Source organism: Sphingobium sp. WTD-1 (genome assembly GCF_030128825.1).
Taxonomy (GTDB): domain Bacteria; phylum Pseudomonadota; class Alphaproteobacteria; order Sphingomonadales; family Sphingomonadaceae; genus Sphingobium.
This window is the reverse complement of the sequence record NZ_CP119127.1, coordinates 3,043,835-3,069,288: the sequence shown is the minus strand read 5'-3', so window position 1 is coordinate 3,069,288 and position 25,454 is coordinate 3,043,835. Positions and strand designations below refer to the sequence as shown.

Annotated in this window: 27 protein-coding genes and 2 tRNA genes; 14 read left to right on the top strand and 15 right to left on the bottom strand. The window is 63.9% G+C overall.

Annotation, left to right across the window (positions count from 1 at the left end; all coding sequences use genetic code 11):
* Positions 1 to 6: 6 nt before the first annotated feature.
* Positions 7 to 519, bottom strand: coding sequence for a YbjN domain-containing protein (locus tag N6H05_RS15375; RefSeq protein WP_284110343.1), 513 nt, complete (start codon positions 517 to 519; stop codon positions 7 to 9).
* Positions 520 to 605: 86 nt separating this feature from the next.
* Between N6H05_RS15375 and N6H05_RS15370 the strand changes: the two genes are divergently transcribed.
* Positions 606 to 1,673: a PA0069 family radical SAM protein gene (locus N6H05_RS15370; RefSeq protein WP_284110342.1), complete on the top strand. Its 1,068-nt coding sequence runs from the start codon at positions 606 to 608 to the stop codon at positions 1,671 to 1,673.
* A 7-nt stretch (positions 1,674 to 1,680) separates the two neighbouring features.
* Here N6H05_RS15370 and N6H05_RS15365 read toward each other — a convergent pair whose 3' ends face one another.
* The 8 genes from N6H05_RS15365 to ccmC form a co-directional block, all read right to left on the bottom strand.
* Entirely contained in the window at positions 1,681 to 3,603 is a 1,923-nt protein-coding gene (locus N6H05_RS15365) for a potassium transporter Kup (protein ID WP_284110340.1), read from the bottom strand.
* A gap of 133 nt (positions 3,604 to 3,736) precedes the next feature.
* The gene (locus N6H05_RS15360) at positions 3,737 to 4,378 is read right to left on the bottom strand and encodes a tetratricopeptide repeat protein (protein WP_284110339.1); all 642 of its coding nucleotides are present in this window, start codon (positions 4,376 to 4,378) and stop codon (positions 3,737 to 3,739) included.
* On the bottom strand, positions 4,375 to 4,785 hold the full coding sequence (locus N6H05_RS15355; RefSeq protein ID WP_284114243.1) for a cytochrome c-type biogenesis protein: 411 nt from the start codon (positions 4,783 to 4,785) through the stop codon (positions 4,375 to 4,377). The genes N6H05_RS15360 and N6H05_RS15355 overlap by 4 nt, the downstream gene beginning before the upstream one ends.
* Complete coding sequence (locus tag N6H05_RS15350; protein WP_284110337.1) at positions 4,785 to 5,312, bottom strand: redoxin family protein; 528 nt, start codon at positions 5,310 to 5,312, stop codon at positions 4,785 to 4,787. Before N6H05_RS15350 ends, N6H05_RS15355 begins: the two co-directional genes overlap by 1 nt.
* On the bottom strand, positions 5,309 to 7,237 hold the full coding sequence (locus tag N6H05_RS15345; RefSeq protein ID WP_284110336.1) for a heme lyase CcmF/NrfE family subunit: 1,929 nt from the start codon (positions 7,235 to 7,237) through the stop codon (positions 5,309 to 5,311). Before N6H05_RS15345 ends, N6H05_RS15350 begins: the two co-directional genes overlap by 4 nt.
* Positions 7,234 to 7,680, bottom strand: coding sequence for a cytochrome c maturation protein CcmE (gene ccmE, locus N6H05_RS15340; RefSeq protein ID WP_004207285.1), 447 nt, complete (start codon positions 7,678 to 7,680; stop codon positions 7,234 to 7,236). The genes N6H05_RS15345 and ccmE overlap by 4 nt, the downstream gene beginning before the upstream one ends.
* The gene (gene ccmD / locus N6H05_RS15335) at positions 7,677 to 7,808 is read right to left on the bottom strand and encodes a heme exporter protein CcmD (RefSeq protein ID WP_004207286.1); all 132 of its coding nucleotides are present in this window, start codon (positions 7,806 to 7,808) and stop codon (positions 7,677 to 7,679) included. Before ccmD ends, ccmE begins: the two co-directional genes overlap by 4 nt.
* Before the next feature lie 2 nt (positions 7,809 to 7,810).
* Positions 7,811 to 8,533: a heme ABC transporter permease CcmC gene (ccmC, locus tag N6H05_RS15330; protein ID WP_284110335.1), complete on the bottom strand. Its 723-nt coding sequence runs from the start codon at positions 8,531 to 8,533 to the stop codon at positions 7,811 to 7,813.
* A gap of 202 nt (positions 8,534 to 8,735) precedes the next feature.
* Between ccmC and purF the strand changes: the two genes are divergently transcribed.
* Both purF and N6H05_RS15320 read left to right on the top strand, forming a co-directional pair.
* A complete protein-coding gene (gene purF / locus N6H05_RS15325) occupies positions 8,736 to 10,196 on the top strand; it encodes an amidophosphoribosyltransferase (RefSeq protein ID WP_284110334.1) in 1,461 nt (486 codons plus the stop codon).
* A gap of 96 nt (positions 10,197 to 10,292) precedes the next feature.
* Positions 10,293 to 11,009 carry an SDR family NAD(P)-dependent oxidoreductase gene (locus N6H05_RS15320; protein ID WP_284110333.1) on the top strand — a complete coding sequence of 239 codons (717 nt, stop codon included), beginning with the start codon at positions 10,293 to 10,295 and terminating at the stop codon, positions 11,007 to 11,009.
* On the opposite strand, the gene N6H05_RS15315 is transcribed toward N6H05_RS15320, so the two are convergent.
* Together N6H05_RS15315 and N6H05_RS15310 are read right to left on the bottom strand one after the other, a co-directional pair.
* Positions 11,006 to 12,274 (bottom strand): SAM-dependent methyltransferase, encoded by a 1,269-nt coding sequence (locus N6H05_RS15315; RefSeq protein ID WP_284110332.1) that lies wholly within the window; start codon positions 12,272 to 12,274, stop codon positions 11,006 to 11,008. The genes N6H05_RS15320 and N6H05_RS15315 overlap by 4 nt on opposite strands.
* Before the next feature lie 37 nt (positions 12,275 to 12,311).
* The gene (locus tag N6H05_RS15310; protein ID WP_284110331.1) at positions 12,312 to 13,688 is read right to left on the bottom strand and encodes a cryptochrome/photolyase family protein; all 1,377 of its coding nucleotides are present in this window, start codon (positions 13,686 to 13,688) and stop codon (positions 12,312 to 12,314) included.
* 189 nt (positions 13,689 to 13,877) lie between these two features.
* Between N6H05_RS15310 and N6H05_RS15305 the strand changes: the two genes are divergently transcribed.
* From N6H05_RS15305 to N6H05_RS15260, 10 genes are all read left to right on the top strand, one after another.
* The gene (locus N6H05_RS15305) at positions 13,878 to 14,363 is read left to right on the top strand and encodes an RNA pyrophosphohydrolase (RefSeq protein WP_284110330.1); all 486 of its coding nucleotides are present in this window, start codon (positions 13,878 to 13,880) and stop codon (positions 14,361 to 14,363) included.
* A 41-nt stretch (positions 14,364 to 14,404) separates the two neighbouring features.
* On the top strand, positions 14,405 to 15,304 hold the full coding sequence (locus tag N6H05_RS15300) for a DUF481 domain-containing protein (RefSeq protein ID WP_004207293.1): 900 nt from the start codon (positions 14,405 to 14,407) through the stop codon (positions 15,302 to 15,304).
* Between the two features lie 41 nt (positions 15,305 to 15,345).
* On the top strand, positions 15,346 to 16,563 hold the full coding sequence (locus tag N6H05_RS15295) for a hydrolase (protein ID WP_284110328.1): 1,218 nt from the start codon (positions 15,346 to 15,348) through the stop codon (positions 16,561 to 16,563).
* 16 nt (positions 16,564 to 16,579) lie between these two features.
* Positions 16,580 to 17,599, top strand: a complete 1,020-nt coding sequence (locus N6H05_RS15290) for an arginine N-succinyltransferase (protein ID WP_284110327.1) — start codon at positions 16,580 to 16,582, stop codon at positions 17,597 to 17,599.
* The gene (locus N6H05_RS15285) at positions 17,596 to 18,855 is read left to right on the top strand and encodes an N-succinylarginine dihydrolase (protein ID WP_284110326.1); all 1,260 of its coding nucleotides are present in this window, start codon (positions 17,596 to 17,598) and stop codon (positions 18,853 to 18,855) included. The genes N6H05_RS15290 and N6H05_RS15285 overlap by 4 nt, the downstream gene beginning before the upstream one ends.
* 29 nt (positions 18,856 to 18,884) lie before the next feature.
* Positions 18,885 to 19,106: a hypothetical protein gene (locus N6H05_RS15280; RefSeq protein WP_029547748.1), complete on the top strand. Its 222-nt coding sequence runs from the start codon at positions 18,885 to 18,887 to the stop codon at positions 19,104 to 19,106.
* Between the two features lie 125 nt (positions 19,107 to 19,231).
* Positions 19,232 to 20,140 carry a type II toxin-antitoxin system Phd/YefM family antitoxin gene (locus tag N6H05_RS15275; RefSeq protein WP_284110325.1) on the top strand — a complete coding sequence of 303 codons (909 nt, stop codon included), beginning with the start codon at positions 19,232 to 19,234 and terminating at the stop codon, positions 20,138 to 20,140.
* 244 nt (positions 20,141 to 20,384) lie between these two features.
* Positions 20,385 to 20,753, top strand: a complete 369-nt coding sequence (locus N6H05_RS15270; protein ID WP_284110323.1) for a TadE/TadG family type IV pilus assembly protein — start codon at positions 20,385 to 20,387, stop codon at positions 20,751 to 20,753.
* Positions 20,750 to 22,393, top strand: coding sequence for a TadG family pilus assembly protein (locus N6H05_RS15265; RefSeq protein WP_284110321.1), 1,644 nt, complete (start codon positions 20,750 to 20,752; stop codon positions 22,391 to 22,393). Before N6H05_RS15270 ends, N6H05_RS15265 begins: the two co-directional genes overlap by 4 nt.
* Before the next feature lie 47 nt (positions 22,394 to 22,440).
* Positions 22,441 to 23,889: a cobyric acid synthase gene (locus tag N6H05_RS15260; protein ID WP_284110320.1), complete on the top strand. Its 1,449-nt coding sequence runs from the start codon at positions 22,441 to 22,443 to the stop codon at positions 23,887 to 23,889.
* 72 nt (positions 23,890 to 23,961) lie between these two features.
* On the opposite strand, the gene N6H05_RS15255 is transcribed toward N6H05_RS15260, so the two are convergent.
* The 4 genes from N6H05_RS15255 to N6H05_RS15240 form a co-directional block, all read right to left on the bottom strand.
* Positions 23,962 to 24,038, bottom strand: a tRNA-Arg gene (locus N6H05_RS15255).
* Between the two features lie 119 nt (positions 24,039 to 24,157).
* The gene (locus N6H05_RS15250) at positions 24,158 to 24,340 is read right to left on the bottom strand and encodes a hypothetical protein (RefSeq protein ID WP_004207302.1); all 183 of its coding nucleotides are present in this window, start codon (positions 24,338 to 24,340) and stop codon (positions 24,158 to 24,160) included.
* Positions 24,341 to 24,432: 92 nt separating this feature from the next.
* Positions 24,433 to 24,612 carry a hypothetical protein gene (locus N6H05_RS15245; protein WP_069336950.1) on the bottom strand — a complete coding sequence of 60 codons (180 nt, stop codon included), beginning with the start codon at positions 24,610 to 24,612 and terminating at the stop codon, positions 24,433 to 24,435.
* 106 nt (positions 24,613 to 24,718) lie between these two features.
* A tRNA-Arg gene (locus N6H05_RS15240) sits at positions 24,719 to 24,795 on the bottom strand.
* Positions 24,796 to 24,933: 138 nt separating this feature from the next.
* On the opposite strand from N6H05_RS15240, the gene N6H05_RS15235 reads away from it, so the two are divergent.
* Positions 24,934 to 25,425 carry a helix-hairpin-helix domain-containing protein gene (locus tag N6H05_RS15235; protein ID WP_284110318.1) on the top strand — a complete coding sequence of 164 codons (492 nt, stop codon included), beginning with the start codon at positions 24,934 to 24,936 and terminating at the stop codon, positions 25,423 to 25,425.
* Positions 25,426 to 25,454: the final 29 nt, after the last annotated feature.

Genomic DNA, 25,454 nt, shown 5'->3' with positions numbered 1-25,454 from the left:
ACGCCCTCACTTCCTGAGCGTGGGCGCCGGGTTCTCCTTGAAGAATTTGCTGAGTTCACCGAGCATCACCGCCCACCAGTCGACCACATCGGCAAAATTCTCCTGATTGAGCCCACCGATCGTGCTGACGTCATAGGAAACGTCCATCGTCTTGTCGTCCGCGATCGACATCTGGATGAAGCGCTTGGACTGGTTCCACTTGTTCGCGACTTCCGGTGTATTGCCACCATCATCCGCGAAATTGATACCGAACTGCAGCGAGTTGCAGTTCTTCATCTCCTCGCAGCCATAGAAATAGATGGTAAAATTATAGCCACTCGCAGCGCTTTCGATCATCGGGTTGCCGGTCGACTTGCTCTTGGTCAGCGCCGCCTTGTAGCCCGCTGCCTGTAGCGCATCGACCACCGACTGGGGCCGGCTGGCGCAGACCATATTTGCCGCGCAATCCGTCGTCGGCGTCGCGGCATCGACCGCGCCAGACATCATCATCAGAGCCGGAACAAGCCACCAGGCACGCATGATATTTCCCCCTGCTTTCAAGGGCGCAGCCATGACGCGTTGGAAGCGACCTTGTCAATAGGTTCATGATATGTTCTTATTCCAAGATGGCAAACATCCCAGGACGCGGCGCGACGCATAATCAGGCCAGCAGCCGCTTCAACCTGGCCGCGCGCGAGGCGGACGGCGACTGGCTTGACGCCGTGGAGGCAATCGACGGACCGGCCCAAAAACTGCGCACCAGCGTGTCGCTGATCACGCCACGCACGATCATCTCGCGCAACGCGTCGCCCGACATCGCCTTCTCCCAGTCGATCAATGCCTATGCCGGATGTGAACATGGCTGCATCTATTGCTTTGCCCGGCCGACCCACGCCTATCACGACCTGTCGCCGGGTCTGGATTTCGAGACTCGCCTCTTCGCCAAGCCGGATGCGGCAGCGCTGCTGCGCAAGGAACTGTCGCATCGCAACTACAGCGTCTCGCCGATCGCCATGGGCACGAATACCGACCCCTATCAGCCGATCGAGAAGGATTGGGGGATCACCCGCCAATTGCTGGAGGTGATGGTGGAATGCCGCCATCCGGTCTTCATCACCACCAAGTCCGACCGCATCCTGCGCGACATCGACCTGCTTGCCGATCTGGCGCGCGACAATCTGGTTGCGGTGATGATTTCAGTCACCTCGCTTGATCCCAAGGTCGCACGCACGCTGGAGCCCCGCGCGCCCCATCCCGAACGGCGGATGGCCGCGATCGCTCGCCTAGCTGAAGCCGGCGTGCCGGTATCGGCCAACATGTCGCCGATCATCCCGGCAATCAACGATCATGAGATCGAGCAAGTGGTGACGCGGCTCGCCATGGCCGGCGCGCAGGACGTCAACTACATCCTCGTCCGCCTGCCGCATGAGGTCGCGCCACTGTTCCGCGCCTGGCTGGAAACCCATTATCCCGATCGCGCTGCCAAGGTGATGGCGATGATCCGGGACATTCGCGGCGGCCGCGACAATGACCCCGATTTCGGTAGCCGGATGCGCGGTCAAGGCGTCTGGGCCGACCTGACCCGCACCCGCTTCATCAAGGCCCGGCGCAAGGCCAATCTGGGACAGGCGCGGATCAGCGTCCGCACCGATCTGTTCCGGCCGCCCGAGGGCGCGCAGATGCGGCTCTTCTAGAGGCCGGTCAAATCTCGACCTGGCTGCCCAGTTCGACCACGCGATTGGTCGGCAGGCGGAAAAATTCCATCGCACTTTCCGCGTTGCGGAGCATCCAGGCGAAGATCTTCTCGCGCCACAAAGGCATGCCGGGATTGGCCGAAGGCAGCAGCGTCTGGCGCGCCAGGAAGAAGCTGGTGTCCATCATCTTGAACGCCTGGCCGCAGCCGGTGACATTCTTGAGTGCGGCCGGAACATCCGGTTCCTGCATGAAGCCATATTGCAGCACCAGACGGAAGAAGCCGCGGCCCAGATCCTCCAGCTTGCAGCGGCCATCATCCTCGACCACCGGCACATCCTTGATCTTGACGGTCAGCAGGATCACCCGCTCATGCAGCACCTTGTTGTGCTTGAGATTATGCAGCAGCGCATGCGGCACGCCGTCGGGCGTCGAGGTCATGAAGACAGCGGTGCCCGGCACGCGCACCGCACTGTTGGCGGCCGAAGCCACGAATACCGGGATCGGCATCGCCGCCTCACGCAGCCGTTCCTGCACCAGCCGGCGACCACGCGACCAGGTCGTCAGCAGGGTGAAGACCACGAATCCGATCAGCAGCGGGAACCAGCCACCGTCGGGCACCTTGGTCAGATTGGCCGCCAGATAGGCGCCATCGACCAGATAGAAGACGGTGAGCAGCGGCGCGGCATAATACCATTTCCAGTGCCACAGGCGGTACAGCACCACGGTCAGCAGCACATTGTCGATGAACATCGCGCCGGTGACGGCAATGCCATAGGCCGCGGTCAGGTTGGACGAGGTCTTGAACACCAGCACCAGCAGGATGACCATCACCATCAGCCCCCAGTTGATCAGGGGAATGTAGATCTGGCCGGCCGTCGAGGCGCTGGTATGCTCGATCCGCAGTCGCGGCATGAAGCCGAGCTGGATCGCCTGCTGCGTGACCGAAAAAGCGCCGGATATCACCGCCTGCGACGCGATGATCGCCGCCAGCGTGGCGAGGCCGATCAGCGGCAATTGCATCCATTGCGGCGCGAGATTGTAGAAGGGGCTGTGCAGCGCCGCGGCACCTTCACGGAACAGAAGCGCGCCCTGCCCCATATAGTTGAGCATCAGCGCCGGCAGCACGAAGATCAGCCAGGACACGCGGATCGGGCTGCGGCCGAAATGACCCATATCGGCATAGAGCGCCTCGGCGCCGGTCACGGCCAGCACGACCGACCCCAGCGCCAGGAAGGCGGGCAGCGGATCGGTGGCAAAGAACATCACCGCCCAATAAGGATTGAAGGCGTAGAGAATGCCCGGTGTCTTGACGATGCTGAGCACGCCGAGCGATGCGATCGTCACGAAATAGATCAGCATGATCGGCCCGAACAGCGTCGCGACCTTGTTGGTCCCCAGCCCCTGGATCCAGAACAGGCCAAGCAGGATCAGCACCGCGACCGGCAGGATCGCCGGCGCCAGGTTGGCGTTGTAGACCGCCAGACCTTCCACCGCCGACAGCACGGAAACCGCCGGTGTGATCATCGAATCACCGTAGAAGAGCGACGTCGCAAACACGCCCAGCAGCACGATGCCGCGCGACCAGCGCTGCGTCTTGGTCTGCCCGTTGATCAGCGCCAGCAGCGCCAGGCTGCCGCCTTCGCCCTTATTGTCGGCGCGCATGATGATGCTGACATATTTGAGCGTCACAACCAGCATCATCGACCAGAACATCAGGCTGATGACGCCCAATATATGGTCGGGATCGAGGTCGAGATGATGATGGCCGGCGAAGGTTTCGCGGAAGGCGTAGAGGGGGCTGGTACCGATATCGCCGAAAACGATGCCGATTGCGCCGACGACCAGCTTGGCCGTGGCTTTCTGGCGGGCATGACCATGCCCTTCCTGCTCGCCGTCTTCGGGGACGGCGACCGCGCTCTCATCAGCCATGAAGGAAATGCTCGATCATCAATATCATGTCGCAACCCTTGCCAGGGCAATTCTCATTCCAAGGACGGAGCCCAGCAAACCGCCGGCCCCTACCATGGGCACAGGGTTCACGCAATGATCGCCCCGATGCGGATCATCGCGAAGCCGCATCCATCGCCAGCATGGCATCGATACGCGCGATATTGGCCTGCAGTTCCGCCTTGATCTTGCTACCCTCTGGCGCACTTTGTGCCAGCGGCAACCATTGATCACGCGCCGCTTCCAGCTGACCAGCCTGGGCCAGCGCGAGGCCGTAGAAATAGCGCGGCGCCGGTCCCTCCGGGTCAAGCCGCAGCGCCTGGCGATAGGCATAGTCTGCCGCCGGCGCGACCACGCCATCGGCATGCGCAACCAGTGCATTTCCCATGCCCAGCCACAGATTGGCGTCTTCCGGCGTCTGCTTGAGGCCGGAGAGCAGGATATTGGCCGCCTCCTTGGTCAAGCCGCGCCGTCCGAAGGAATCCGACATGATCAACCATTGGCCGGCCGGACCATAGCGCTCCGCCAAGCTCCGGCGTCGTTCCGCCAGCTTCTCGTCAAATTGCGCTTCCTTCTCGGCCGCCAGCAGATGCGGCACACCGGCAAGGCCCGGATGCCCCTGCCAGGCATAGCCGGCGAGCCCGACCAGCAAAGCCGCAGCGACGATCTCCCGCGTGACCCGCGGGATGCGACCGATGAAGCAGAGCGCCACCATGGCGAGGATGGCGATGCCAAAAGCGATGATCCAGCCCGTCATGCCCGCGGCCTCCGCTTGATCCGTCCGCGCATCAACAGCACCCCCAATGCAAGCAGCACGATCGGCGCCGCCCAGAGCGGCCAGAGGATCGGTGCGGCCGTCGGCTCATAGCTGACCCAATCGCCATAACGCTCGATCAGCCAGTGCCTGATATGCTCCGGCTCCTCCCCCGCCCTGATCCGTTCACGGATCTCGGAGCGCATATCACCCGCCATACTGGCGTTAGAATCGGCGATCGACTGGCTCTGGCAGGTAAGGCAGCGGATGGTTTCCATCAGCGCCTTCGCCTTGCGCTCCAGCGCCGGGTCATCAAGCTGCCGGTCGGCATAGGGCGCGGGCGGCAGGGCGGTCTGCGCCTGAACCGGCGCTGCCAGCATCAACAGGAGAAGAGAAAGCACCCCCCGCATCATTGCGCGTCCTTCAGCCGTTGCAGCAGCATCGGCACATCATCGGCGCGGATGTCGCCAATATGCTGATAGGCAATCCTGCCCCTGCCATCGATCACGAAGGTTTCCGGTACGCCCGACGAGCCCAGTGCGATCTGCACGCCACTGCGCGCATCCAGGCCTATCCGGCTATAGGGATTGCCGTTACGCGCCAGGAAGGCGTCGACATCGGGCCGGGCATCGCGGATCGCGATCGCGTCTATCGCTACCCCAGCCTGCTTGAGCGCCATCAGTTGCGGCGCCTCCGCCGCGCAGGGAATGCACCAGCTGGCAAAGATATTGAGCAGGCGCGGCTTGCCATCCGCCAATTGCGTGCTGGCGAGCGCGGGCCGATCGCTGGCGGCAGCCGGCAGGGTGAAGACCGGCAAAGCCTGGCCGATCAGCTTGGAGGTGATGACACGGTCATCCGGCTTGAAAAGGCCGCTTGCGAACAGCGCGAAAAAGCCGAGGAACAGGCCGAGCGGCAGCCAGATCAGCAACTTCCTCATGCCATTGCCCTCCGCGCTCGCCATTTCATCAGCCAGCCGCGCCGCTCCCGCCCGATCAGCGCCAGCAGGCCACCCAGCGCGATCATGATGCCCCCCAGCCAGATCAGCGTCACGAACGGCTTCCACCAGATCCGCATCTGCCAGCGGCCGGCATCGGCTTCCTGACCCAGCACGACATAGAGCTGGCCATTCCACCGGGTCAGCAGCGCCGCCTCGGTCGTGGTCGTCGGCGGCGAAGCGAAAAAGCGCGATTGCGGATGGATCACCACCGCCCGACCGCTGCGCTCCGCAATGACGTCCGCCTGCAGCGCCGTCCAATTATCGCCGGCAAGCGGCAGGATGCGCTGGAAGCGCAGCGTCCAGCCGGCCGTCTCGATGCTATCGCCCGGCCGGACCGCGACCAGCTTCTCGACCGTGAACGCCGAATCGCAGGCCATGCCCGCCAGGCTGACGGCGCAGCCCAGATGGGCAATCACCATGCCATAGGTGAAGAGCGGCGTGCGGCGCAGGTTACGCTTCCACAGCGGTGCCAGCGATCCCACGCCGACGGCCAGCGCCACCACCAGCCCGCAATAGGGCAACAGCGCGATCCGGCCCCAGGCCAGCGCACCGACCAGCACCACAGCCGCCAGTGCGGCCGCCGCCGGAACAAGCATGCGCCCGGCCACGGCGCGCGCCTGATCCCGGCGCCAGCGGGTGAGAGGCCCCGCCGCCATCACGATCAGCAGGATGAGCGCTATCGGCCCGGCAATGCGATCGAAATAGGGCGCGCCGACCGATACCTTGTGCCCGAACGCTTCGGTCATCAGCGGGTAAAGCGTGCCGATCAGCACCAGCCCGAGGATCACCGAAAGCAACAGGTTGTTGACCACCAGGAAGGTTTCGCGGCTGACCAGTTCGAACGGCGCGCCCTCGCGCACCGAGCCGATCCGCCAGCCGAACAGGGCCAGGGCGCCGCCAATATAGAGCGCCAGCAAGGCCAGGATGAAGCTGCCCCGCTCGGGATCGACGGCGAAGGCATGGACGCTGGTCAATATGCCCGACCGGACTAGGAAAGTGCCGACCATCGACATGGAGAAGGCGACGACGGCCAGCATCACCGTCCAGGCGCGCAGCGCGTCGCGGGTCGCCAGCACGGTCACGCTGTGCAGCAGCGCGGTCGCCGCCAGCCAGGGCATCAGCGACGCATTTTCGACAGGATCCCAGAACCACCAGCCGCCCCAGCCCAGCTCATAATAGGCCCAATAGCTGCCCGCGGTGATGCCAAGCGTCAGCATGATCCAGGCGGCCAGCACCCAGGGGCGCATGGCGCGGGCGAACGCCGCATCCACCTGCCGCGTCAGCAAGGCCCCGACCGCGAAGGAGAAGGCGACCGACAGACCCACATAGCCGAGATAGAGCGTCGGCGGATGGAAGGCGAGGCCAGGATCCTGCAGCAGCGGGTTGAGCCCCTGTCCGTCCGCCGGTGCCGGGGCAATGCGGGCGAAGGGATTGGAGGAGAAGAGCAGGAAGGCATAGAAGCCCAGGCTGATTGCCGCCTGCGCGCCCAGCGTCGCCATATGCGCGTCGCGCTTCAACGCCCGCTCGAACAACGCCACGGCCGCGCCGGCAACGCCCATCACCGTGACCCACAGCAGCATCGACCCCTCATGATTGCCCCAGGTTCCGGCGAATTTGTACAGCCAGGGCTTGGCCGAATGGCTGTTGGTCGCCACCAGCAGCACCGACATGTCGGATCGCAGGAACAGGCTGATCAGCGCGACAAAGGCGACGGCCGTCAGCACGCCCTGCAAAACAGCGACCGGGCGCACAGCGCCCAGCACCTCGCTTTTGCCGCCCGCCAGCCCCATGCCGACCAGAAACAGCTGGAGCAGCGCGAGGACGGCGGCAAACCACAGGGCGGCGAGACCCGCTTCGGCGATCATGGCGCGGCCTTCATCTCATGCGTGGTTTCATTATAGGTCATGCCGTCCAGTTCGCGCGGCATGTAGCGCTCGTCATGCTTGGCCAGCAAATTGGTGGCGACGAACCGCCCCTGCCGGTCGAAAGCCCCTTCCGCAACGACGCCGCTGCCTTCCTTGAACAGGTCGGGCGCGATCCCGCTGAACGTCGCCGGCACGGTCGCCTTGCCATCGGTCACGTCGAAATTGATCGTCACCCCATCGGCCGCACGCTTGAGGCTGCCCTTCACCACCATGCCGCCCAGACGGATCGCCTTGCCGGGCTCCACACCCTTGGTCTTCACGTCGTTGGGCGCGTAGAAATAGGCCGCCTCGTCCTTCAGCGCCGAGACGGCAAGCAACCCGGCACCGATGATCGCCACCAGCGCCGCGAGCGCCAGGATCAGCCGTTGATGCTTGGCCTTCATGTCCGGTCAGACAGTCGTTCGGCCTGACGTTCCGCCGATCGCATCGCGCGCCAGCTGGCGATGGTGACGATCGCCGTACCCACCGCCGTCACGGCATAGGCGGCGATCACGAAAGCCCATTGGTTCATCTCTACCCTCTCGTCAGGCGCTGCATCCGCGCCTCGACCTTATTTTGTGCCAATATTGCCCGCATCCGCATCAGTACGATCGCGGCGAACAACAAGGTGAAACCCAATAATGTCAGGCCCAGCGGCCAGAGCATAGATCCGTCGATGCTCGATCCGCGCATCGTGATGCTCGGCCCCTGGTGCAGGCTGTTCCACCAGACCACCGACCGATTGATGATCGGGATGTTGATCGCGCCGACTAGGCCGAAGATCGCGGTCACCGGGCTAACCCCGCCCTGCCCCTGCCGCGCCGAGGCGCTGGCCAGGGCAATATAGCCCAGATAGAGAAAGAGCAGGACCAGCATGGATGTCATGCGCCCGTCCCATTCCCACCAGGTGCCCCAGGTCGGTCGCCCCCAGATCGAACCGGTCATCAGGCAGATGGCGGTGAACAGCGCGCCCGGCGCCGCGATCGCGCGTCCGGCCACGGAAGCCAGTGGATGGCGCCACACCAGTTGCATCAGCCCGGACACGGCAATGCCGGTCCAGCCCGCCATGCCCAGCCACGCGGCCGGCACATGTATATAGAGTATGCGCACCGTATCGCCCTGCAGATAATCTGCTGGCGTCAGGAACAGGCCCGAAGCGCAGCCGGCCAGCAGCAGCACAAGGCCGGGCCAGAACAGCCAGCTCGTCATCGGACGAGCGATCTTCAGGAAGCGGGCGGGATTGGCAAAACGGTGCATGAGTACAGGTTTCTTAGCGACACCCGAACGCCAACGCCAGTGGCCGTTTAGCCCATGGAAAAGCCAGCAAAACGCAGCGTTGCCACGATTGACCACGCTTTTTTGTTACAGGCAGGCGACAAATCGAGCGGGAGGGACTATATGCGCGCGAAAGGTCGCCCCAGAGGGGTGGTCAGGAACGGCAATGGACCCGCTCACACCCATGATTACGACGAATCCTTTCGACGACGACAAGTTGCGCGAAGAATGCGGCATTTTTGGCGTATCTGGCGCAGAAACCGCGTCCGCGATGGTAGCGCTCGGCCTTCACGCCCTGCAGCATCGCGGGCAGGAAGCGGCAGGCATCACCAGCTGGGACGGGCATGATTTCCATACCCATCGTGCCATGGGCCATGTCGCCGGCAATTTCGACCGCGACGAGGTGATTCGGGGCCTGCCCGGCGACACGGCCTGCGGCCATGTCCGTTACTCGACCACCGGCGAAACCTCGCTACGCAACGTCCAGCCGCTTTATGCCGAACTCAATTCCGGCGGTTTCGCGGTTGCCCATAACGGCAACATCTCGAACGCGATGAAGGTTCGCCGCGAACTGATCCGCCGCGGCTCCATTTTCCAGTCGACCTCGGACACCGAAGTCATCATTCATCTGGTCGCGACGTCCAATTATCGTACCCTGCTCGACAAGTTCATCGACGCGCTGAAGCAGATCGAAGGCGCCTATTCGCTGATCGTTATGACGCCAGAGGGTATGATCGCCTGCCGCGATCCGCTGGGCATCCGCCCGCTGGTCATGGGCAAGCTGGGCGATTCGATCATCTTCGCTTCGGAAACCGTCGCGCTCGACGTGGTTGGCGCCGACTATGTCCGCTCGATCGATCCGGGCGAACTCGTCATCGTCACCAAGGATGGCGAAATGCGCTCGATCCGCCCGTTCGGCGAAGTGCATCCGCGCCCCTGCATCTTCGAGCATGTCTATTTCAGCCGCCCCGATTCGATCATCGACAATTCCAGCGTCTATTCGGTCCGCAAGGCGATCGGCGCGCAGCTGGCGATCGAAAATCCGGTCGAGGCCGACTATGTCATCCCGGTGCCCGACAGTGGTGTGCCGGCAGCGATCGGCTATGCGCAGGAATCGGGCATTCCGTTCGAACTGGGCATCATCCGTTCGCACTATATCGGCCGCACCTTCATCCAGCCGGGCGACAAGGTCCGCCATCTCGGCGTCAAGCTGAAGCATAATGCCAACCGCGCCCTCATCCAGGGCAAGCGCATCGTGCTGATCGACGACTCGATCGTGCGCGGCACCACCTCGCTGAAGATCGTGCAGATGATGCGCGAAGCGGGCGCGGCCGAAGTGCATATGCGCATCGCCTCGCCGCCGACCAAGCATAGCTGCTTCTATGGCGTCGATACGCCCGAGCGCACCAAGCTGCTGGCGCACAAGCTGGACATTGGCGGCATGCAGGACTTCATCCACGCCGACAGCCTGGCCTTCATCTCGATCGACGGCCTGTACAAGGCGCTGGGCGAGGCGAAGCGGGCCGACATTCGTCCGCAATATTGCGACGCCTGCTTCACCGGCGACTATCCGACCAAGCTCACCGACCAGGATGAAGCCGTGGTCGAAAACCAGTTCGAACTGCTGGCAGAACGGGTCTCCTGATCCACGGGCAAGGCCCGACCGGGCGGGGTCGCACGACCCCGCCCCTTCCTTTTCCCACTACGACACCCGGCATCGGTCGGGGCGAACGGAGAGCCGATGTCTGATACCTTGCCGCTGTTCGGAAAACTTGCGCTCGTCACCGGCGCCAGCCGTGGGATCGGCGCCGCGACGGCGGAGGCACTTGCCGCAGCCGGTGCCCATGTGATCCTGACCGCGCGCACCGGCGGCGGACTGGAAGAGGTGGAAGACCGCATTCATCAGGCCGGCGGCAGCGCGACCATCGCGCCGCTCGATCTGATCGACGGCGAAAGCATCGGCCGCCTGGCCCAGGCCATTTCGGGCCGCTGGAAGGCACTCGACATCCTCGTCCTCAACGCCGCCACACTTGGCTCTCTGGCATCGGTTCCGGCGATCGATGCCAAGGAATTTGCCCGGCTGCTGATGCTCAACATCGCTGCGCCCCAGGCGCTGATCGCGGCCTTCGACCCGATGCTGCGGGCGAGCACCGATGCACGGGTGATCGCGCTGACATCCTCGGTCGGCGCCACGCCGCGCGCCTATTGGGGCGCCTATGGCGCGTCCAAGGCGGCGCTCGAAACGCTGGTCGGCGCCTATGGCGAGGAGATGAAGAACATCTCCGCCATCCGCACCCATATCGTCGATCCCGGCGCCACCCGCACCGCGATGCGCGCGCGCGCCTTCCCCGGCGAGGATCCGGCAACGCTCAAGGGGCCGGAGACGGTCGCCAGGGCCATCCATGATCTGGTGTTGAGCGATGCGCCGAACGGCCACCGCCTGCGCGTCGAGGGTTAAGCGGCCGGCTTTGCCAGCGTGACCTGGGCGACATCAATGGTGCCGCCCCGGAAACCGCCTTCGCAATACATCAGATAATAGCGCCACAAGCCGACGAAATGCTGGTCGAAACTGGCCGGCAATCGTCCTTCGTCGATCGCCCGATCGAACCGCTCGCGCCAGCGGCGCAGCGTTTCGGCATAATGGCCGCCAAAGTGACGCGCATCGCGCCATTCCAGCCCGCGCTCCTGCGCCAACGTCCGAAAGCGACTTTCGGATAACAGCATGCCGCCGGGGAAAATATAGGTCTGGATGAAATCCGCGCCGCGCGCATAATGATCGAAGATTGCATCGTCGATCAAAATATATTGGATCGCGGCGCGGCCGCCGGGCTTCAGCAGGCGCGCGACCGCATCTAGATAATCGGGCCAATAATGCTGGCCGACCGCCTCCACCATTTCCACGCTGGCGATGGCCTCATACTGCCCCTGCGCGTCGCGATAGTCGGTCAGATGGATCTGCGCGCCCGATCCCAGTCGATCGCGCGCATAATCGGCCTGCTCGACGGACAGGGTCAGCCCGTCATATTGGATGGAACAGCGCTCCATCGCCTGTTCGGCAAGGCCGCCCCAGCCGCATCCGATTTCCAACAGCGCCTGCCCGTCACGAAGGTCCAGCCGCTCCAGCAGGGCGTCCACCTTGCGCTGCTGCGCCCGCTCCAGACTTTCGATCCGATCCTCAGGATTGAGAAACAAGGCACTGGAGTAGTGCATATTCTTGTCCAGCCATAGGCTGTAGAAGTCATTGCCCAGATCATAATGGAAGGCGATGTTCCGGCGCGAGCCGTTACGGTTGTTGCGGCGCGCCCAGTGCAGCACTTGTCCTGCCCAACGGGCCGGTCCATGGGGTCGCGCGACGCGCCCCAACGATACGGCGTTGGCCATGAACAATGCGAACAGCGGCACCGGATCGGCACTGCGCCACTCGCCCGCCGCCCAGGCGCGATACCAGCCCGCCGAGCCACCCATCGCCAGTCGCACCAAGGCGCGCCAGTCGACTAGGTCCACAACACAGTCGAACCCCGGCGACCGTCCGCCCAATAGCCGGCGCGTGCCGTCCGGCAAAGCCGCATCCAGCGAGCCCTGCTCCAATCCCTGGTCGATACGATCGAGCAGGCGATGGAAGAGCGGCGCGAACAGGCGCGCCCGCCATCCCGGCGTCCGGTCTGCCGGCGGGCGCCGGATCGACAATGCGGCCTTGCCGCGACGGGGATCGACTGCATTCATCGGGCCTCTTTCTGCCCCATGCCGCGCGCCGCTGCAATCACCCCTTCATCTGGCGATAGGCCGCTAGCGCGCGCTCGCGACCCTCGCGATGGCCGATCCGCTTTTCGGGATAGGATGCTGGCCTAACCCCATGAGAATCCGGATCATGGATGACGCGATCGTCCAGATCCGCCAGTTCCGGCACCCATTGGCGGATATAATCGGCGGCATCGAATTTGTCCGACTGGGTCAGCGGCGCCATGATCCGGGTGAAGAGATTGGCATCGACGCCGCTGCCCGCCACCCACTGCCAGTTGACGCTGTTATTGGCATAATCCGCGTCGACCAGCGTGTCCCAGAACCAGCGCGCGCCATGGCGCCAGTCGATCAGCAGATGCTTGATGAGGAAGCTGGCCGCGATCATCCGCACCCGATTGTGCATCCAGCCCGTCTGCCAGAGCTGGCGCATGCCGGCATCGACGATCGGATAGCCGGTTTGCCCCCGTTTCCACGCCGCCCAGTCACCCCGCGCCTCGCGCAGATCGCGCCAGCGCATGACATCGAAGGCCGGCTGGGCATTTTCCGATCCATAGGTCGGCAAGGCCCAGACCTGATTATGCGCATAGTCGCGCCAGATCAGTTCCTTGAGATAGACGGTCGCGTCCCCCGGCGCCTGCGCCACCCGATGCCAGACCTTGGCTGGCGAAATCTCCCCGAAATGGAGATGCGGGGACAGGCGGGACGTTCCCTCCTGCGACGGCAGATCGCGCGCGACGGCATAGTCGCCGACCTCCCCCAGAAAACTGTCAAGATAGCGCTTTGCTCCCTCTTCGCCCGGTGACCAGTCGGCAGGGAAGCCGCTGGCCCAGTCCGGGTCGCACGGCAGCAGCTTCCAATCCTCCAGCCGGTCGCTCGTCGGCCAGTGCGATGGCGCTTCGATCCGCTGCGGCGCGGGCTGCGGTGGTGCGGGCGGCATGTGCAGCATCACCGCACGGGAAAAGGGCGTGTAGATGCGATAGGGCGTCCCGCCACCCGTCCGCACCGCCTCCACCGGCAATAACAGTCCGCCGTCATGAAGCCGCAGGTCGATCTGCCTTGCCACCGCCTTTTCGGCGTTGCGCCACCAGGGTTCATGATGGCGGATCGCATGCACGACCTGCGCGCCGCTTTCCTGTGCCATCTGCGCCAGCACATCGGCGCAGCGGCCGCGCCGCAGGATCAACCGCGATCCCTTGGCCCTCAGTCGCTCGTCCAAGCTGGCAAGGCTGTGATGCAGCCACCAGCGGGATGCGCCGCCCATCGCCCATTGGCGCGGGCTTTCATCATCAAGGATATAGAGCGGAATGACCGGGCCGGCCTGCGCGGCGGCGGCAAGCGCCGCCTGATCCGAAAGGCGCAGATCCTGCCGGAACCAGATTATGGTGGGGGATGGCATGATCGCCCAATGCCTGCCCAGTTCCCCGGTTCCAAATGATTTTTGCGTCCCCTTTCGGAAGATGCCCGACAAATCCGACGAATGTCGATTCTGCCAATGGACGCGGACATCTGCGCCGCTTATTCTGCGGCCGAAACACTATGCCATGCGCCGCCAACCGGCCATGGCTGCAGCGATGCAGGGGAAGACATGGCGTCGATGCCGAATGATGCAGAACTGAACTACCGGCCGTGCGTCGGGATCATGCTGGTCAACATGGCGGGCAAGGTCTTCGTCGGCCAGCGCCTCGATAATGTGGTGGAAGCCTGGCAGATGCCGCAGGGCGGGATCGACGACGGCGAAGACGCCAAGACGGCGGCGCTGCGCGAACTGGGCGAAGAGACCGGCATCACGCCCGAACATGTCGACATCATCGCGAAGAGCCGCGACGAGCATTTCTACGACCTGCCGCCCGAACTGATCGGCAAGCTGTGGGGCGGCAAATATCGTGGCCAGCGCCAGATCTGGTTCCTCGCCCGTTTTCTGGGCAAGGACAGTCACATCGATATCCAGACCAAGCATCCCGAATTTCGCGAATGGAAATGGGCCGCGCCCGAAACGCTGCCGGAACTGATCGTGCCGTTCAAGCGCAAGCTTTACCGCGACATATTGCAGGAATTCCACGACTTGATCTGATGGGGGCTTAAAATCCCCTGTCGGTTCGCTATGACAGCGGCATGCGTCACTGTCTGGCTATCCTGCCCTTCCTCTTTGCCACCCAGGCCTGGGCCAATGCGCCTGCGCTGCTGCCGCCGTCCGTCCGCGAAATGCTGGAGGCGGCGATTGCCAATGGCAATGAGACGGAAATCGCGACCGTCGCCAAGATCGCCAAGCAGACCAATCCGCAATCGGCCGACCAGATCCAGCAGATGGTCAACAGCTGGAAGGAACGGACCAAGGCGACCCATGACACGGTGATTCGCGAGGCGCGCTTCACCGAATTATGGACCGGCAAGTTGGAGGCCGGCGGCTTCCGCTCGACCGGTTCAACCAGTGAAATCGGCATCAGCGCCGCGGCGCAGGTCAAGCGCGAAGGGCTGGAATGGAGCCATAAGCTCAGCGCCACGGTCGATTATCGCCGTGCCAATGGCGTCACCTCGCGCGAACGCTACACCGCCAGCTATGAACCGCGCTACCAGTTTGATCCGCGCGGCTTCGCCTATGGCCTGACCCAGTTCGAACGCGACCCCTCGATCGGCTATGACGAACGCTACACCGCCTCGGCCGGCATCGGTTACAAGGTGATCGTCAGCAAACCGATCGACCTGTCGCTCGATGTTGGCCCGTCCGTCCGTCATGCCAAATATGTGATCGGACCACGCGAAACCAAGCTGGGCGCGCGTGCATCCATGGACCTGGCCTGGCGTCTGGCACCCAATGTCACCTTCAAGCAGACTGCCGCAGGATACGCGGAAACCGACGTGTTTTCAGTCAATTCCCTGACACAGTTGCAAACCAAGGTGAGCACACGCCTGTCCGCTGGCCTGTCCTACACGGTGCAGTATGAGTCGGAGACCCTGCTGTCCGCGCGCGATTTCGACACGCTCAGCCGCCTGACCCTCAGCTACGATTTCTGATCGGGGTGGAGCAGGCGCCCGCGCTCTGATAGACCTCCGGGATGAACGGCATCCACCCGCCCGTAACAGCCCCTGAAACCGCCCTGCTGGAGCAGGCCGCCGCCGCGCCGATGCTGGCACAGGTCGAGACATGGGCCAGCATCAACAGCGGATCGCGCAACCTGACCGGGCTCGCCACCATGGCCACCACGCTCGCCGATGCCTTTTCGGTGCTGCCGGGCGCGATCGACCTGATCGACCCCGATCCGGTCGAAACCGTGGCGCCCGACGGCCGGATATCGGTGATCCGCCATGGTCAGCATCTTCGCCTGACCGTCCGCCCCGATGCGCCGGTCCAGTTGCTGCTGACGGGCCATATGGATACGGTCTTCCCGGCCGATCATGCTTTCCAGGCGCTCCGCTGGCTGGAACCCGGCATTCTCAACGGCCCCGGCGTCGCCGATATGAAGGGCGGCATCGCCGTCATGCTCGCCGCCCTGACGGCCATCGAGCATAGCGTGGCAACCCGGACGCTCGGCTATCAAGTCGTGATCAACAGCGACGAGGAAGTCGGCAGCCCCTCCTCCGCCGCCCTGCTCCGTCAGGCCGCAGCCGGCAAGCGCGCCGCCTTCACCTATGAACCGGCCCTGCCCGATGGCACACTGGCCGGCGCGCGGGCGGGCAGCGGCAATTTCTCGATCATCGTCACCGGCCTCAGCGCCCATGCCGGTCGCAATCCGGACGATGGCCGCAATGCCCTGCTCGCGGCCGCCGACCTTGCTTTGCGGCTGAAGGCCGGCAGCGGCACAGGCTTTTCCTGCAACCCCGCCAAGATCGACGGCGGCAGCCCCAATAATGTCGTGCCCGACCATGCCGTGCTGCGGGTCAATTTCCGCCCGCGCACGCCGGACGATGAAATCGCGGCCCGCGCCCTGCTGGATCGGGCCATGGCCGATGTCGCCCGCGACCATGGTGTCAGCCTGCATCTCCATGGCGGCTTTGGTCGCCCGCCCAAGCCCATGGATGCCAAGGCCGAGCGGCTGTTCGGCCTGGTCAGGCGTTGCGGCGCGGAACTCGGCCTCGACATTGGCTGGCGTGACACCGGCGGCGTGTGCGACGGCAACAACATCGCGGCCTGTGGCGTCCCGGTGGTCGACACCATGGGCGTGCGCGGCGGCAGCATCCACAGCGACGCCGAATTTCTGATCAGCGACAGCCTGGCCGAGCGCGCGCAACTGTCCGCGCTGGCGCTGCTGCGGATCGCCCAAGGACAATATTGAGAGAGAGGACCGCCTTTTGAGTTTCTACATGCGCACCGCGCGAGCGGACGACCTTCAGACCCTATATGAAATGGCGAAGCTGACCGGCGGTGGCTTCACCAACCTGCCGCCCGATCGCGCTGCCCTGACCGCCAAGCTGGAGCGCACCGAACAAGCGCTCAGCCGGCAGAATGGCGGGATCAAGGATGATCTGATCGTCTTGGTGCTGGTCAATGCGCAGACCGGCCAGGTGCGTGGCACCTGCCAGATCTTCAGCACGGTGGGGCAAAGCTGGCCCTTTTACTCCTATCGCCTGGGCGTGCTGACCCAGCATAGCCGGGAACTGGCCCGCACTTTCCGCGCGCAGATGCTCTCGCTCACGACCGATCTGGAAGGATCGACCGAAGTCGGCGGCCTTTTCCTCCACCCGCGCGAACGGGCCGAGGGACTTGGCCTGCTGCTCGCGCGCAGCCGCTATCTCTACATCCGCAACCATCGCGATCGCTTCGGCGACCGGGTGATTGCCGAATTGCGCGGCGTGATCGACGAAGCGGGCGGCTCGCCCTTCTGGGATGGTCTGGCCGGCCGTTTCTTCGGCATGAATTTCCAGGAGGCTGACGAGTTCAACGCCGTCAACGGCAACCAGTTCATCGCCGACCTGATGCCCAAGACGCCGATCTACACCGCGATGCTGACCGACAGCGCCCGTGCCGTGATCGGCCTGCCCCACCCCAATGGCCGCGCGGCGATGCGGATGCTGGAGACCGAGGGCTTCACCAATGCCGGCTATGTCGACATTTTCGATGGCGGCCCGACCATGGTGGGCCAGATCGACCAGCTCCGCACCGTAGCCCAGGCACGCGACGTGACGCTGGCGGCCACCCACGACAAGGGCGGCGACAAGATGCTGGTATCGACCGGCCTGCTGGCCGATTATCGCTGCACCTATGGCTATGTGCAGGAGGGCGAGGATGGCAGCATCTCGCTCGACGCAGCCAGCGCCGTGCTGCTGCAACTGGACGTCGGACAGGCATTCACCATGGCGGGGCGGGCATGAGCGTGCGCGAGATCAATTTCGACGGGCTGGTCGGCCCCAGCCATAATTATGCCGGTCTCAGCCTTGGCAATCTGGCCTCGTCCCGCAATGCCGGCGCCGTATCGCACCCCCGTGCAGCGGCCCTGCAAGGGATAGAGAAGATGCGCGGCAACCTGCGCCTCGGCCTTGCCCAGGGTATTTTCCTGCCGCAATGGCGTCCTGACGGCGCCTGGCTCGCGACCCTTGGCACCGACATCAGCAATGCCGATCCGCATATCCGCGCCGCCGCCATGTCGGCCTCGTCCATGTGGGCCGCCAATGCCGCGACCGTCTCACCCGCCGCAGACACGGCCGACGGGCGCACCCACCTGACCGTCGCCAATCTCGTCACCATGGCGCATCGCAGCCATGAATGGCCCCAGACGCTGGCGCAACTGCGCCTCGCTTTTTCCGACACCCGCGCCTTTGCGGTGCATGGCCCCATCCCCGCCCCCTTTGGCGACGAAGGCGCAGCCAATCATATGCGCCTGTGCGACAGCCATGGCGCACCGGGCGTCGAGGTCTTCGTCTATGGCCAGTCGGGCGGCCCCTTCCCCGCCCGCCAGCATGTCGAGGCCAGCAAGGCCGTAGCCCGCATCCACGGCCTCGATCCGGCCCGTACCCTGTTCGTGCAGCAGTCACAGGAGGCGATTGCCGCCGGCGCCTTCCACAATGACGTCGTCGCCGTCGCCAATGAACGCGTCCTCTTCACCCATGAACAGGCCTTTGCCGACAAGCAGGCCTTCTACGCCTCGCTGCGCAGGCTGTTGCCATCGGTCGAGATCGTCGAAGTGCCTGCCAGCGCCGTCAGCCTGGCCGACGCAATAAAGAGCTATTTGTTCAACGCGCAGCTCGTCACCCTGCCCGACGGCACCATGGCGCTGATCCTGCCAAGCGAGGCGCAGGCGGTTCCGGCCGTGTGGACCTGGCTGGAGCAGATGATTGCCGGCAATGGCCCGATCCGCCGCCTGATCCCCGTCGATGTGCGTCAGTCCATGGCCAATGGCGGCGGCCCCGCCTGCCTGCGGTTGCGCGTGGTCGCGGATACAAAGGACATCGACCCGCGTTTCCTGGTCGATGAGGCACGCCTGGATGAAATCGCCCGCATCGTTTCGGACTATTGGCCCGAAACCATTGCGCCCGACGACTTGTCCGACACACGCCTTATTGCCCGGATCGAACAATCATGGTTAAGCCTTGTTGACCATTTGCAACTTTCGGGCGACTTAATGCCTTAGAAGATGGACGAAAGCCTCGGATGAGTCTGATGGAACGGATCAAACGCCTCTTCACGATCAAGACCAAGTTCGAGGCTTTTCTCGTGATCTACGCGCTTGCGCTGGGCGCCAGCGAGCGCGGGGTCGTCTATATGCATCAATATCCCGGCGTCGGCGGCCAGTTGCTCGCCCTCGCCTGCTCCGGCGCCGTCTTCATGGCGGGCGGAAAAATGCTCGATGCCCTGGAACTTCAGCGCAGTTACGGCTCTTGATACTGCCTGAACACCATTGCTCGCAAAGTAGCACCGGTTTGCCGCACATAAGGGATATTACGTAGCCGCCGCCCGTTGGCCAGCGTCTGTTTCCCTGAGGCCCAGATTTGGGAGAGGGTCAAACCATGCCGGACGACATAAGCGATCGAAGTGTCACCGCAGCGGAACTGGTCCGCAACTTCGCTCATTGGCGCGAGATCGGTGCGCGACACCCCCTGCTGATAACCCATCATGGCCGAGAAACCCATGTGTTCATGGGCCTTGACCGGTTCAAGGCGCTGGCCAGCCAGGACGAGTTCGACCAGAATCCGGATCGATTACGCGAACTGGCCGTGCGCATGGCCCAGGGACTGATCCTGTGCCGCGCCGATTTTCGCATCGACCTGATCAATCCGGTCGCGCTGGCCATGGCACGGCGCTGGGACCGCCGATTGGAAGGCCAGATGCTGTGGGATGCGCTGCCCGAACTGGTCGGCACGCTGACCGAGGCGCATGCCCGGCATAGCCAGGTGTCCGGCGAAATCAGCGCTGCGGATATTCCATCTCCCTTCCGCGACGATAGCTGGCTCCACGTCGAAACCTTTCCCTTCGCCGACGGGATCGGCCTGCTGCTGCGCGACATCACGTCGGACGTGCAGCGCCATCGCCTGGCCGACGTCAAATCGGCCATTCTAAAGGCGATGGGCATCCATGGCGGCGTCGGCTATGCCCGCCTCTCCAACAGGGGTTTCATCGAATATGTCGATGCCACCATCTGCACCCTGGTCGGGCTGCCCGAAGCCCGCCTGATCAACGCCTATATGACCGACCTCATCGCCCTGCCACAGCGGGCGCATTTCCGTCAGGAGCTGGAAGCCGTGCTGCGCGGCGAGGGCGACCGCCGGGTCCAGGCAAATCTGCTCACCAATGGCGGCGCCTTGCTGCCCATGGAGGGCGCGCTGGTTCAGTTGCGCGGCACCTACGGAACGGAGGGTGTCGTGTTGGTGATGACCCCGCCCTGCTTGAGCGAAAATGACCAAGCCGGACCCCAATGATGTAAAATCCAGCGGTCAAAGCGGATTTGTCCGTGTAGACCGTTCAGTATTTTCCCGAAATGTCCGAAAAGCCCCGAAAACGCTGCTTCGGATTTACATAATTCGCACAAAACGTGCGCGAATTTCGCATACCGCTTTTTGAATGTTGCGCCCGTATTGGGGTGTTATGCGGAACCATCCTCTCCATGCGGTGCTTCGCCTCGCCCCACTAGGCCAGGCCATTTCCCGTCATGAGCGTGGCAGCGTGCTTGTCGAAGCCGCCTTCGCCCTTCCCCTGATGATCGTCCTGTTGCTCGGCGTCCTGCTCTATGGCGGCTGGTTGATGACGGCCCATAGCCTGCAGCAGGCGGCCAATGACGCGGCACGCGCGGCCGTGGCCGGCATGACCGCGACCGAGCGTAGGGCGCTGGTCGACGAAAGCGTCAATGCCAGCCGTCCATCCTTTCCTCTGCCGGGGGCGCAGACGATCGGTGTCGCGGCCAATTCGAATAGCGGCTATTATACGGTCACACTGACTTATAATCTCAGCAACGCCCCCTTCTTCTCCGCCGCCATCTTCCCGCTGCCCGCAACCCAGATCCAGCGGAGCGCCGTCGTGCGGATCGCATCATGAGCCGGCCGGGCTATCGCATCCGTCGCCTACTCACCGACAAGCGCGGTGGCATCAGCGTTCTGCTGGCGGGATCGCTATTCATGCTTGCCGGCGCCGCCACAGTCGCTGTCGACCTGGGTTCGGTCTATCTTGCCAAGCGCCAGTTGCAGGGCGTAGCCGATGCCGCCGCACTAGCGGCCAGCAGCGGCGGGCGATCGGCCGCCGAAGCCCTGCTGACCAAGAGCGGCGTTTCAGGCGTGTCGCTGGTCGCCGTTCAGACCGGCTATTATGACCAGAACAGCGCAGTCGCGGTCGGCAATCGTTTCGTATCGGGCGACCCGCGTGCCAGCGCGATCCAGGTCGAGGTCCAGCGACGCACCCCCCTGTTCTTCGGCCGCCTGCTGGTCGGCAAGGATGGTGTCGATGTGCGCGCGCACGCCACGGCTGCGCGTTCGGACGCCGCCGCCTTCTCCATCGGCACGGGTCTCGCGTCACTCAGTGGCGGCCTGCCGAACATGCTGCTGTCGGCTCTTGCCGGGACGGAACTCAATCTGTCTGTCATGGACTATCAGGGCCTGGCCAGCCTGAACGTCGACCTGCTCCATTTCGCGGACGCGCTCAAGGTTCGCACCGGACGCAATGACGCCGCCTATGGCGAGCTATTCGGTGCCAATATTCCCTTGTCCGATGTCATCGGCGCCATCGCCGACACTGCGGACAATAGCGGCACGGCCGCCTTGCTCCGCAATATCGGCGCCAAGGTGCCGGGCAAGAACGTGAAGTTGAGCGACGTCATCGACTTGGGACCAATGAAGGGCACCGGCAGCTCGACCGGCCAGCCCAGCCTGCTGCTCGACTCCTTTTCGATGCTGCGCATGGTGTTGAGCCCGCCATCCTCAACCGCCGTGCCGCTCGACCTGACCCTGAATGTGCCCGGCCTCACCAGCACGCGGCTGAAGCTCATCACCGGCACCGGCCAGGCCAGCACCCCCCTGATCAGCATCACCAACGACAAGAATTTCATTTTGCGCACGGCGCAGACACGCATCTTCCTGGAAAGTCGGGTCGCCACCCTGCTGACCGGGATCGCGACGATCCGCATCCCGCTCTACGTCGAACTGGCATCGGCCGAAGCGCAATTGTCGAACATCGTCTGCGATCAGGGTGCCATCAACAACGGCGTGACGCTGGCGGTCAAGCCGTCGATCGGCACGGCGGTGATCGGTGACGTCGATGAAACCGCGCTCACCGATTTCTCGACGCCCGCCAATCCGCGCACCGCAACGCTCGCTTCCGTCCTTGGATCGCTGACCCAGGTCCATGCCTATGCCAATATCGCGCTGGGCGGCGTGACACAGCAGAATGTGCTGTTCACGCCCAGCGATATTTCCGGGCAGCAGAGCAAGACGGTCAGCACCCAGGATCTGACCCAGGGCGTCGCCTCCAGCCTGGCCAACCAGACCAAGGTCACGGTGACGCTGGCAGGCCTGCCGCTACCTCTCAGCCCCCTGATTTCGCCGGTTGCGGGCCTGCTCGGTACGACCGCGCCCATCCTGGACGACCTGCTCAGCAACCTCACCGCCATCCTCGGCGTGAAGCTGGGCACCGCGACGGTCAAGGTCCACCAGATGCGCTGCGGGATGCCGACCCTGGTCGCCTGATGCGCTAAGCCCTTGCCATCATTGCCGCCGGCTTGCAGGAACAGGCCATGGGCGCAATCATGCTGCAAGGAACCGGATCGGACGTCGGCAAATCGGTGCTGGTGGCGGGGCTATGCCGCGCCCTGCTCCGCCGGGGCTATCGCGTCCGGCCGTTCAAGCCACAAAATATGTCGAACAATGCCGCCGTCACGGTCGACGGTGGTGAGATCGGCCGCGCGCAGGCGCTGCAGGCGATCGCCTGCGGGGTCGAGGCGCATACCGACATGAACCCAGTGCTGATGAAGCCCCAGGCCGACCGGACATCCCAGTTGATCGTCCATGGCCAGGTACGCGGAACGCTGGGTAGCGGAAATTTCCGCAGTGCGCGCGGGCAATTATTGGGTGCCGTGCTGGAAAGCTATGAGCGACTGAAGGCGCAATGCGATATCGTCGTGGTTGAAGGCGCCGGATCACCGGCCGAAATCAACCTGCGCGCTGGCGACATTGCGAACATGGGCTTTGCCCGTGCCGCCGACGTGCCGGTTCTGCTGGTCGGCGATATCGACCGGGGCGGCGTGATCGCCGCGATCGTCGGCACCAGGGCCGTGATCGACCCGGAGGATGCCGCGATGATCCGCGGCTTTCTGATCAACAAGTTCCGGGGCGACCCCGCGCTGTTCGAAGACGGCTATCGCCAGATCGAAGCGCTGTCGGGCTGGCGCGGCTTTGGTGTTATACCCTGGCTGGAGGCGACCGCCCGCCTGCCCAGCGAGGATGCGGTGGTGCTGGAGCGGACAGCACAATCCGGAACCGAGCGCACCATCATCGCCTGCCCCATCCTGCCGCGCATTTCCAATTTCGACGATCTCGACCCGTTCAAGCTCGATCCCGGCGTGGAATTGCGCATGGTGCCGCCCGGCCAGCCGATACCCGCCGAGGCCGCGCTGATCGTCCTGCCCGGCTCCAAGGCGACGATCGCCGACATGGCGGCCATGCGCGCACAAGGCTGGGACATCGACATATTGGCGCATCATCGCCGCGGCGGCGCGATCCTCGGCATTTGCGGCGGATATCAGATGCTGGGGCACCATATCGCCGATCCCGACGGCATCGAGGGACCGGCCGGCACGGTCGAGGGCCTGGGCCTGCTCGACGTCGAGACGCGACTGTCGGCGGGCAAACGGCTGGAACGGGTCGAGGGCGTGGCGCTGGGCGCCGTCTTTGGCGGCTATGAGATGCATATCGGCGAAACGGCCGGCCCCGACAGCGACCGGCCCTTCGCACGCCTTGGCGGCAATGCAGACGGCGCGATCAGCGCCGACGGCCGGGTGATGGGCACCTATGTCCATGGCCTGCTCGCCAGCAGCCCGCTGCGCGCTGCCCTGCTTGCCCGGCTGGGCGCTGATGGCGGCGTGGCGGATTATGACCAGTCGGTCGACATGGCGCTGGATGCGATCGCCGCGCAATTGGAAGAGCATCTGGATATCGACGCGATCGTCGCCTTGGCACTCGGCTGAGCGCCCAGCTCCAGAACGCCAAATGGGCCGGAAACCTTGCGGTTTCCGGTCCATTTTATTCCTGTGAAGGAATGGTGCACCCGGAACGATTCGAACGTCCGACCCTCAGATTCGTAGTCTGATGCTCTATCCAGCTGAGCTACGGGTGCGTTGTGGAGGCGCAGATATAAGGGCCCGGCTGATCTGGCAACCCCTAAAATCATCAATGTGAAATTTATGCGAAAACCGCCGACAAAAGCCCGTATTTCCGGGACTTGTCCTTCGCCGCCTATTGCTTGCGACGCGGCCAGGGATGGAGAATCGGGATGTAGATGGCGGCAATGATGCCCAGCGCGAGGAAAGTGAGGCCGATCGCCAGCGCAATCACCCAATAGCGCGGATCTTCCTGCGACACGAACCAGCCCGCAATCAGCGACGGAATGAACAGAAGGAGGCGTGCGATCCAGACCATGGATATTCCCCGCATGTCGAACGATGCACCGATCCTAGCATGCTGACTTCGGCAGGGAAAATATTCTGGAAGCCACTTTGGCCTCCGATCGGTCATTCCCGATAGGGTGGCCGCAGCCGCATGCCCTTGGTCCGGCTGGTCAGATGATATTGGCGACACAGCGCACAGCGATAAGGCCGCAGGACGATGGATGCACGATGGACGACAGCCCATGCCTCCTCCTCCGTGGCATAGCGTGCCTTGCGGGTGCAGATGCCCAATGTCGTACGCATGATGGAATGCTTCGCCAGATCGCGCCCGGCGTCAATGCCGATTGACGCAGCAAAATCTAAAGCAACTACAGTGAGTTGCGTTCGATCGTTCAGCGATGAAGGAAAATGGTGCACCCGGAACGATTCGAACGTCCGACCCTCAGATTCGTAGTCTGATGCTCTATCCAGCTGAGCTACGGGTGCGTTGGAGTGGCGCTGTTAGAAGCGTCCGGCGGTGCTGGCAAGCACTTTCTTTCACTTTTTTCGACAATGCCCGAACGACGGGCGTTTTCGGCAACTTCCCGGCGGGCTGATCGTTTCGACGCTGGAAAGGATGCCGACATGAGCTTCACACCCAATGAAATTGCGCTGCTGCTGGTGGCGCTGCTGGCCGGACTGGTTCTTGGCCTGATGATGAGCGGCCGGGGCAAATATAAGCGCCTGTGGCGCGAGGAGCAGAGCGCCCACCATCATGCCATCCGGGATCGCGATGCGCGGCTGAATGCCGCCAATGAACGGATCGCCGAGTTGGAGCGCCAGTCCGCGCCGATCGGCCCCGGCACGGCCACCGCCGTAGCCGGCGGCGTGCATGGCCGCGATGACCTCAGCCGGATCAACGGCATCAGCCAGACGCAGGAGGTCGCGCTCAACGAGGCGGGCTATCATCGCTATGGCCAGATCGCGGCGCTGAATGGCGAACAGGAGGCGACGCTGGAAGCCCGCTTGGGGCTCAAGCCCGGCACGATCGCGCATGAGGACTGGCGCGGCCAGGCGCATGATCTGGATCGGGGCGAAAAACCTGGCCTACTGAGCCGCCTCACCGGCCAAGCCTGACCCCTTGTAACGAAGAAGGGCGGGAGTTG

What these genes read in the sequence shown, in the direction of transcription:
- N6H05_RS15350 (WP_284110337.1), bottom strand. Translation starts at nt 5,312, where the DNA reads ATGAGGAAGTTGCTGATCTGGCTGCCGCTCGGCCTGTTCCTCGGCTTT.
- N6H05_RS15285 (WP_284110326.1), top strand. Translation starts at nt 17,596, where the DNA reads ATGAGCGTGCGCGAGATCAATTTCGACGGGCTGGTCGGCCCCAGCCAT.
- N6H05_RS15320 (WP_284110333.1), top strand. Translation starts at nt 10,293, where the DNA reads ATGTCTGATACCTTGCCGCTGTTCGGAAAACTTGCGCTCGTCACCGGC.
- N6H05_RS15355 (WP_284114243.1), bottom strand. Translation starts at nt 4,785, where the DNA reads ATGCGGGGGGTGCTTTCTCTTCTCCTGTTGATGCTGGCAGCGCCGGTT.
- N6H05_RS15250 (WP_004207302.1), bottom strand. Translation starts at nt 24,340, where the DNA reads ATGGTCTGGATCGCACGCCTCCTTCTGTTCATTCCGTCGCTGATTGCG.
- N6H05_RS15310 (WP_284110331.1), bottom strand. Translation starts at nt 13,688, where the DNA reads ATGCCATCCCCCACCATAATCTGGTTCCGGCAGGATCTGCGCCTTTCG.
- ccmC (WP_284110335.1), bottom strand. Translation starts at nt 8,533, where the DNA reads ATGCACCGTTTTGCCAATCCCGCCCGCTTCCTGAAGATCGCTCGTCCG.
- purF (WP_284110334.1), top strand. Translation starts at nt 8,736, where the DNA reads ATGATTACGACGAATCCTTTCGACGACGACAAGTTGCGCGAAGAATGC.
- N6H05_RS15300 (WP_004207293.1), top strand. Translation starts at nt 14,405, where the DNA reads ATGCGTCACTGTCTGGCTATCCTGCCCTTCCTCTTTGCCACCCAGGCC.
- N6H05_RS15370 (WP_284110342.1), top strand. Translation starts at nt 606, where the DNA reads ATGGCAAACATCCCAGGACGCGGCGCGACGCATAATCAGGCCAGCAGC.
- N6H05_RS15260 (WP_284110320.1), top strand. Translation starts at nt 22,441, where the DNA reads ATGGGCGCAATCATGCTGCAAGGAACCGGATCGGACGTCGGCAAATCG.
- N6H05_RS15275 (WP_284110325.1), top strand. Translation starts at nt 19,232, where the DNA reads ATGCCGGACGACATAAGCGATCGAAGTGTCACCGCAGCGGAACTGGTC.
- N6H05_RS15245 (WP_069336950.1), bottom strand. Translation starts at nt 24,612, where the DNA reads ATGCGTACGACATTGGGCATCTGCACCCGCAAGGCACGCTATGCCACG.
- N6H05_RS15360 (WP_284110339.1), bottom strand. Translation starts at nt 4,378, where the DNA reads ATGACGGGCTGGATCATCGCTTTTGGCATCGCCATCCTCGCCATGGTG.
- N6H05_RS15280 (WP_029547748.1), top strand. Translation starts at nt 18,885, where the DNA reads ATGGAACGGATCAAACGCCTCTTCACGATCAAGACCAAGTTCGAGGCT.
- ccmD (WP_004207286.1), bottom strand. Translation starts at nt 7,808, where the DNA reads ATGAACCAATGGGCTTTCGTGATCGCCGCCTATGCCGTGACGGCGGTG.
- N6H05_RS15375 (WP_284110343.1), bottom strand. Translation starts at nt 519, where the DNA reads ATGCGTGCCTGGTGGCTTGTTCCGGCTCTGATGATGATGTCTGGCGCG.
- N6H05_RS15365 (WP_284110340.1), bottom strand. Translation starts at nt 3,603, where the DNA reads ATGGCTGATGAGAGCGCGGTCGCCGTCCCCGAAGACGGCGAGCAGGAA.
- N6H05_RS15345 (WP_284110336.1), bottom strand. Translation starts at nt 7,237, where the DNA reads ATGATCGCCGAAGCGGGTCTCGCCGCCCTGTGGTTTGCCGCCGTCCTC.
- N6H05_RS15265 (WP_284110321.1), top strand. Translation starts at nt 20,750, where the DNA reads ATGAGCCGGCCGGGCTATCGCATCCGTCGCCTACTCACCGACAAGCGC.
- N6H05_RS15295 (WP_284110328.1), top strand. Translation starts at nt 15,346, where the DNA reads ATGAACGGCATCCACCCGCCCGTAACAGCCCCTGAAACCGCCCTGCTG.
- N6H05_RS15235 (WP_284110318.1), top strand. Translation starts at nt 24,934, where the DNA reads ATGAGCTTCACACCCAATGAAATTGCGCTGCTGCTGGTGGCGCTGCTG.
- N6H05_RS15315 (WP_284110332.1), bottom strand. Translation starts at nt 12,274, where the DNA reads ATGAATGCAGTCGATCCCCGTCGCGGCAAGGCCGCATTGTCGATCCGG.
- N6H05_RS15305 (WP_284110330.1), top strand. Translation starts at nt 13,878, where the DNA reads ATGGCGTCGATGCCGAATGATGCAGAACTGAACTACCGGCCGTGCGTC.
- ccmE (WP_004207285.1), bottom strand. Translation starts at nt 7,680, where the DNA reads ATGAAGGCCAAGCATCAACGGCTGATCCTGGCGCTCGCGGCGCTGGTG.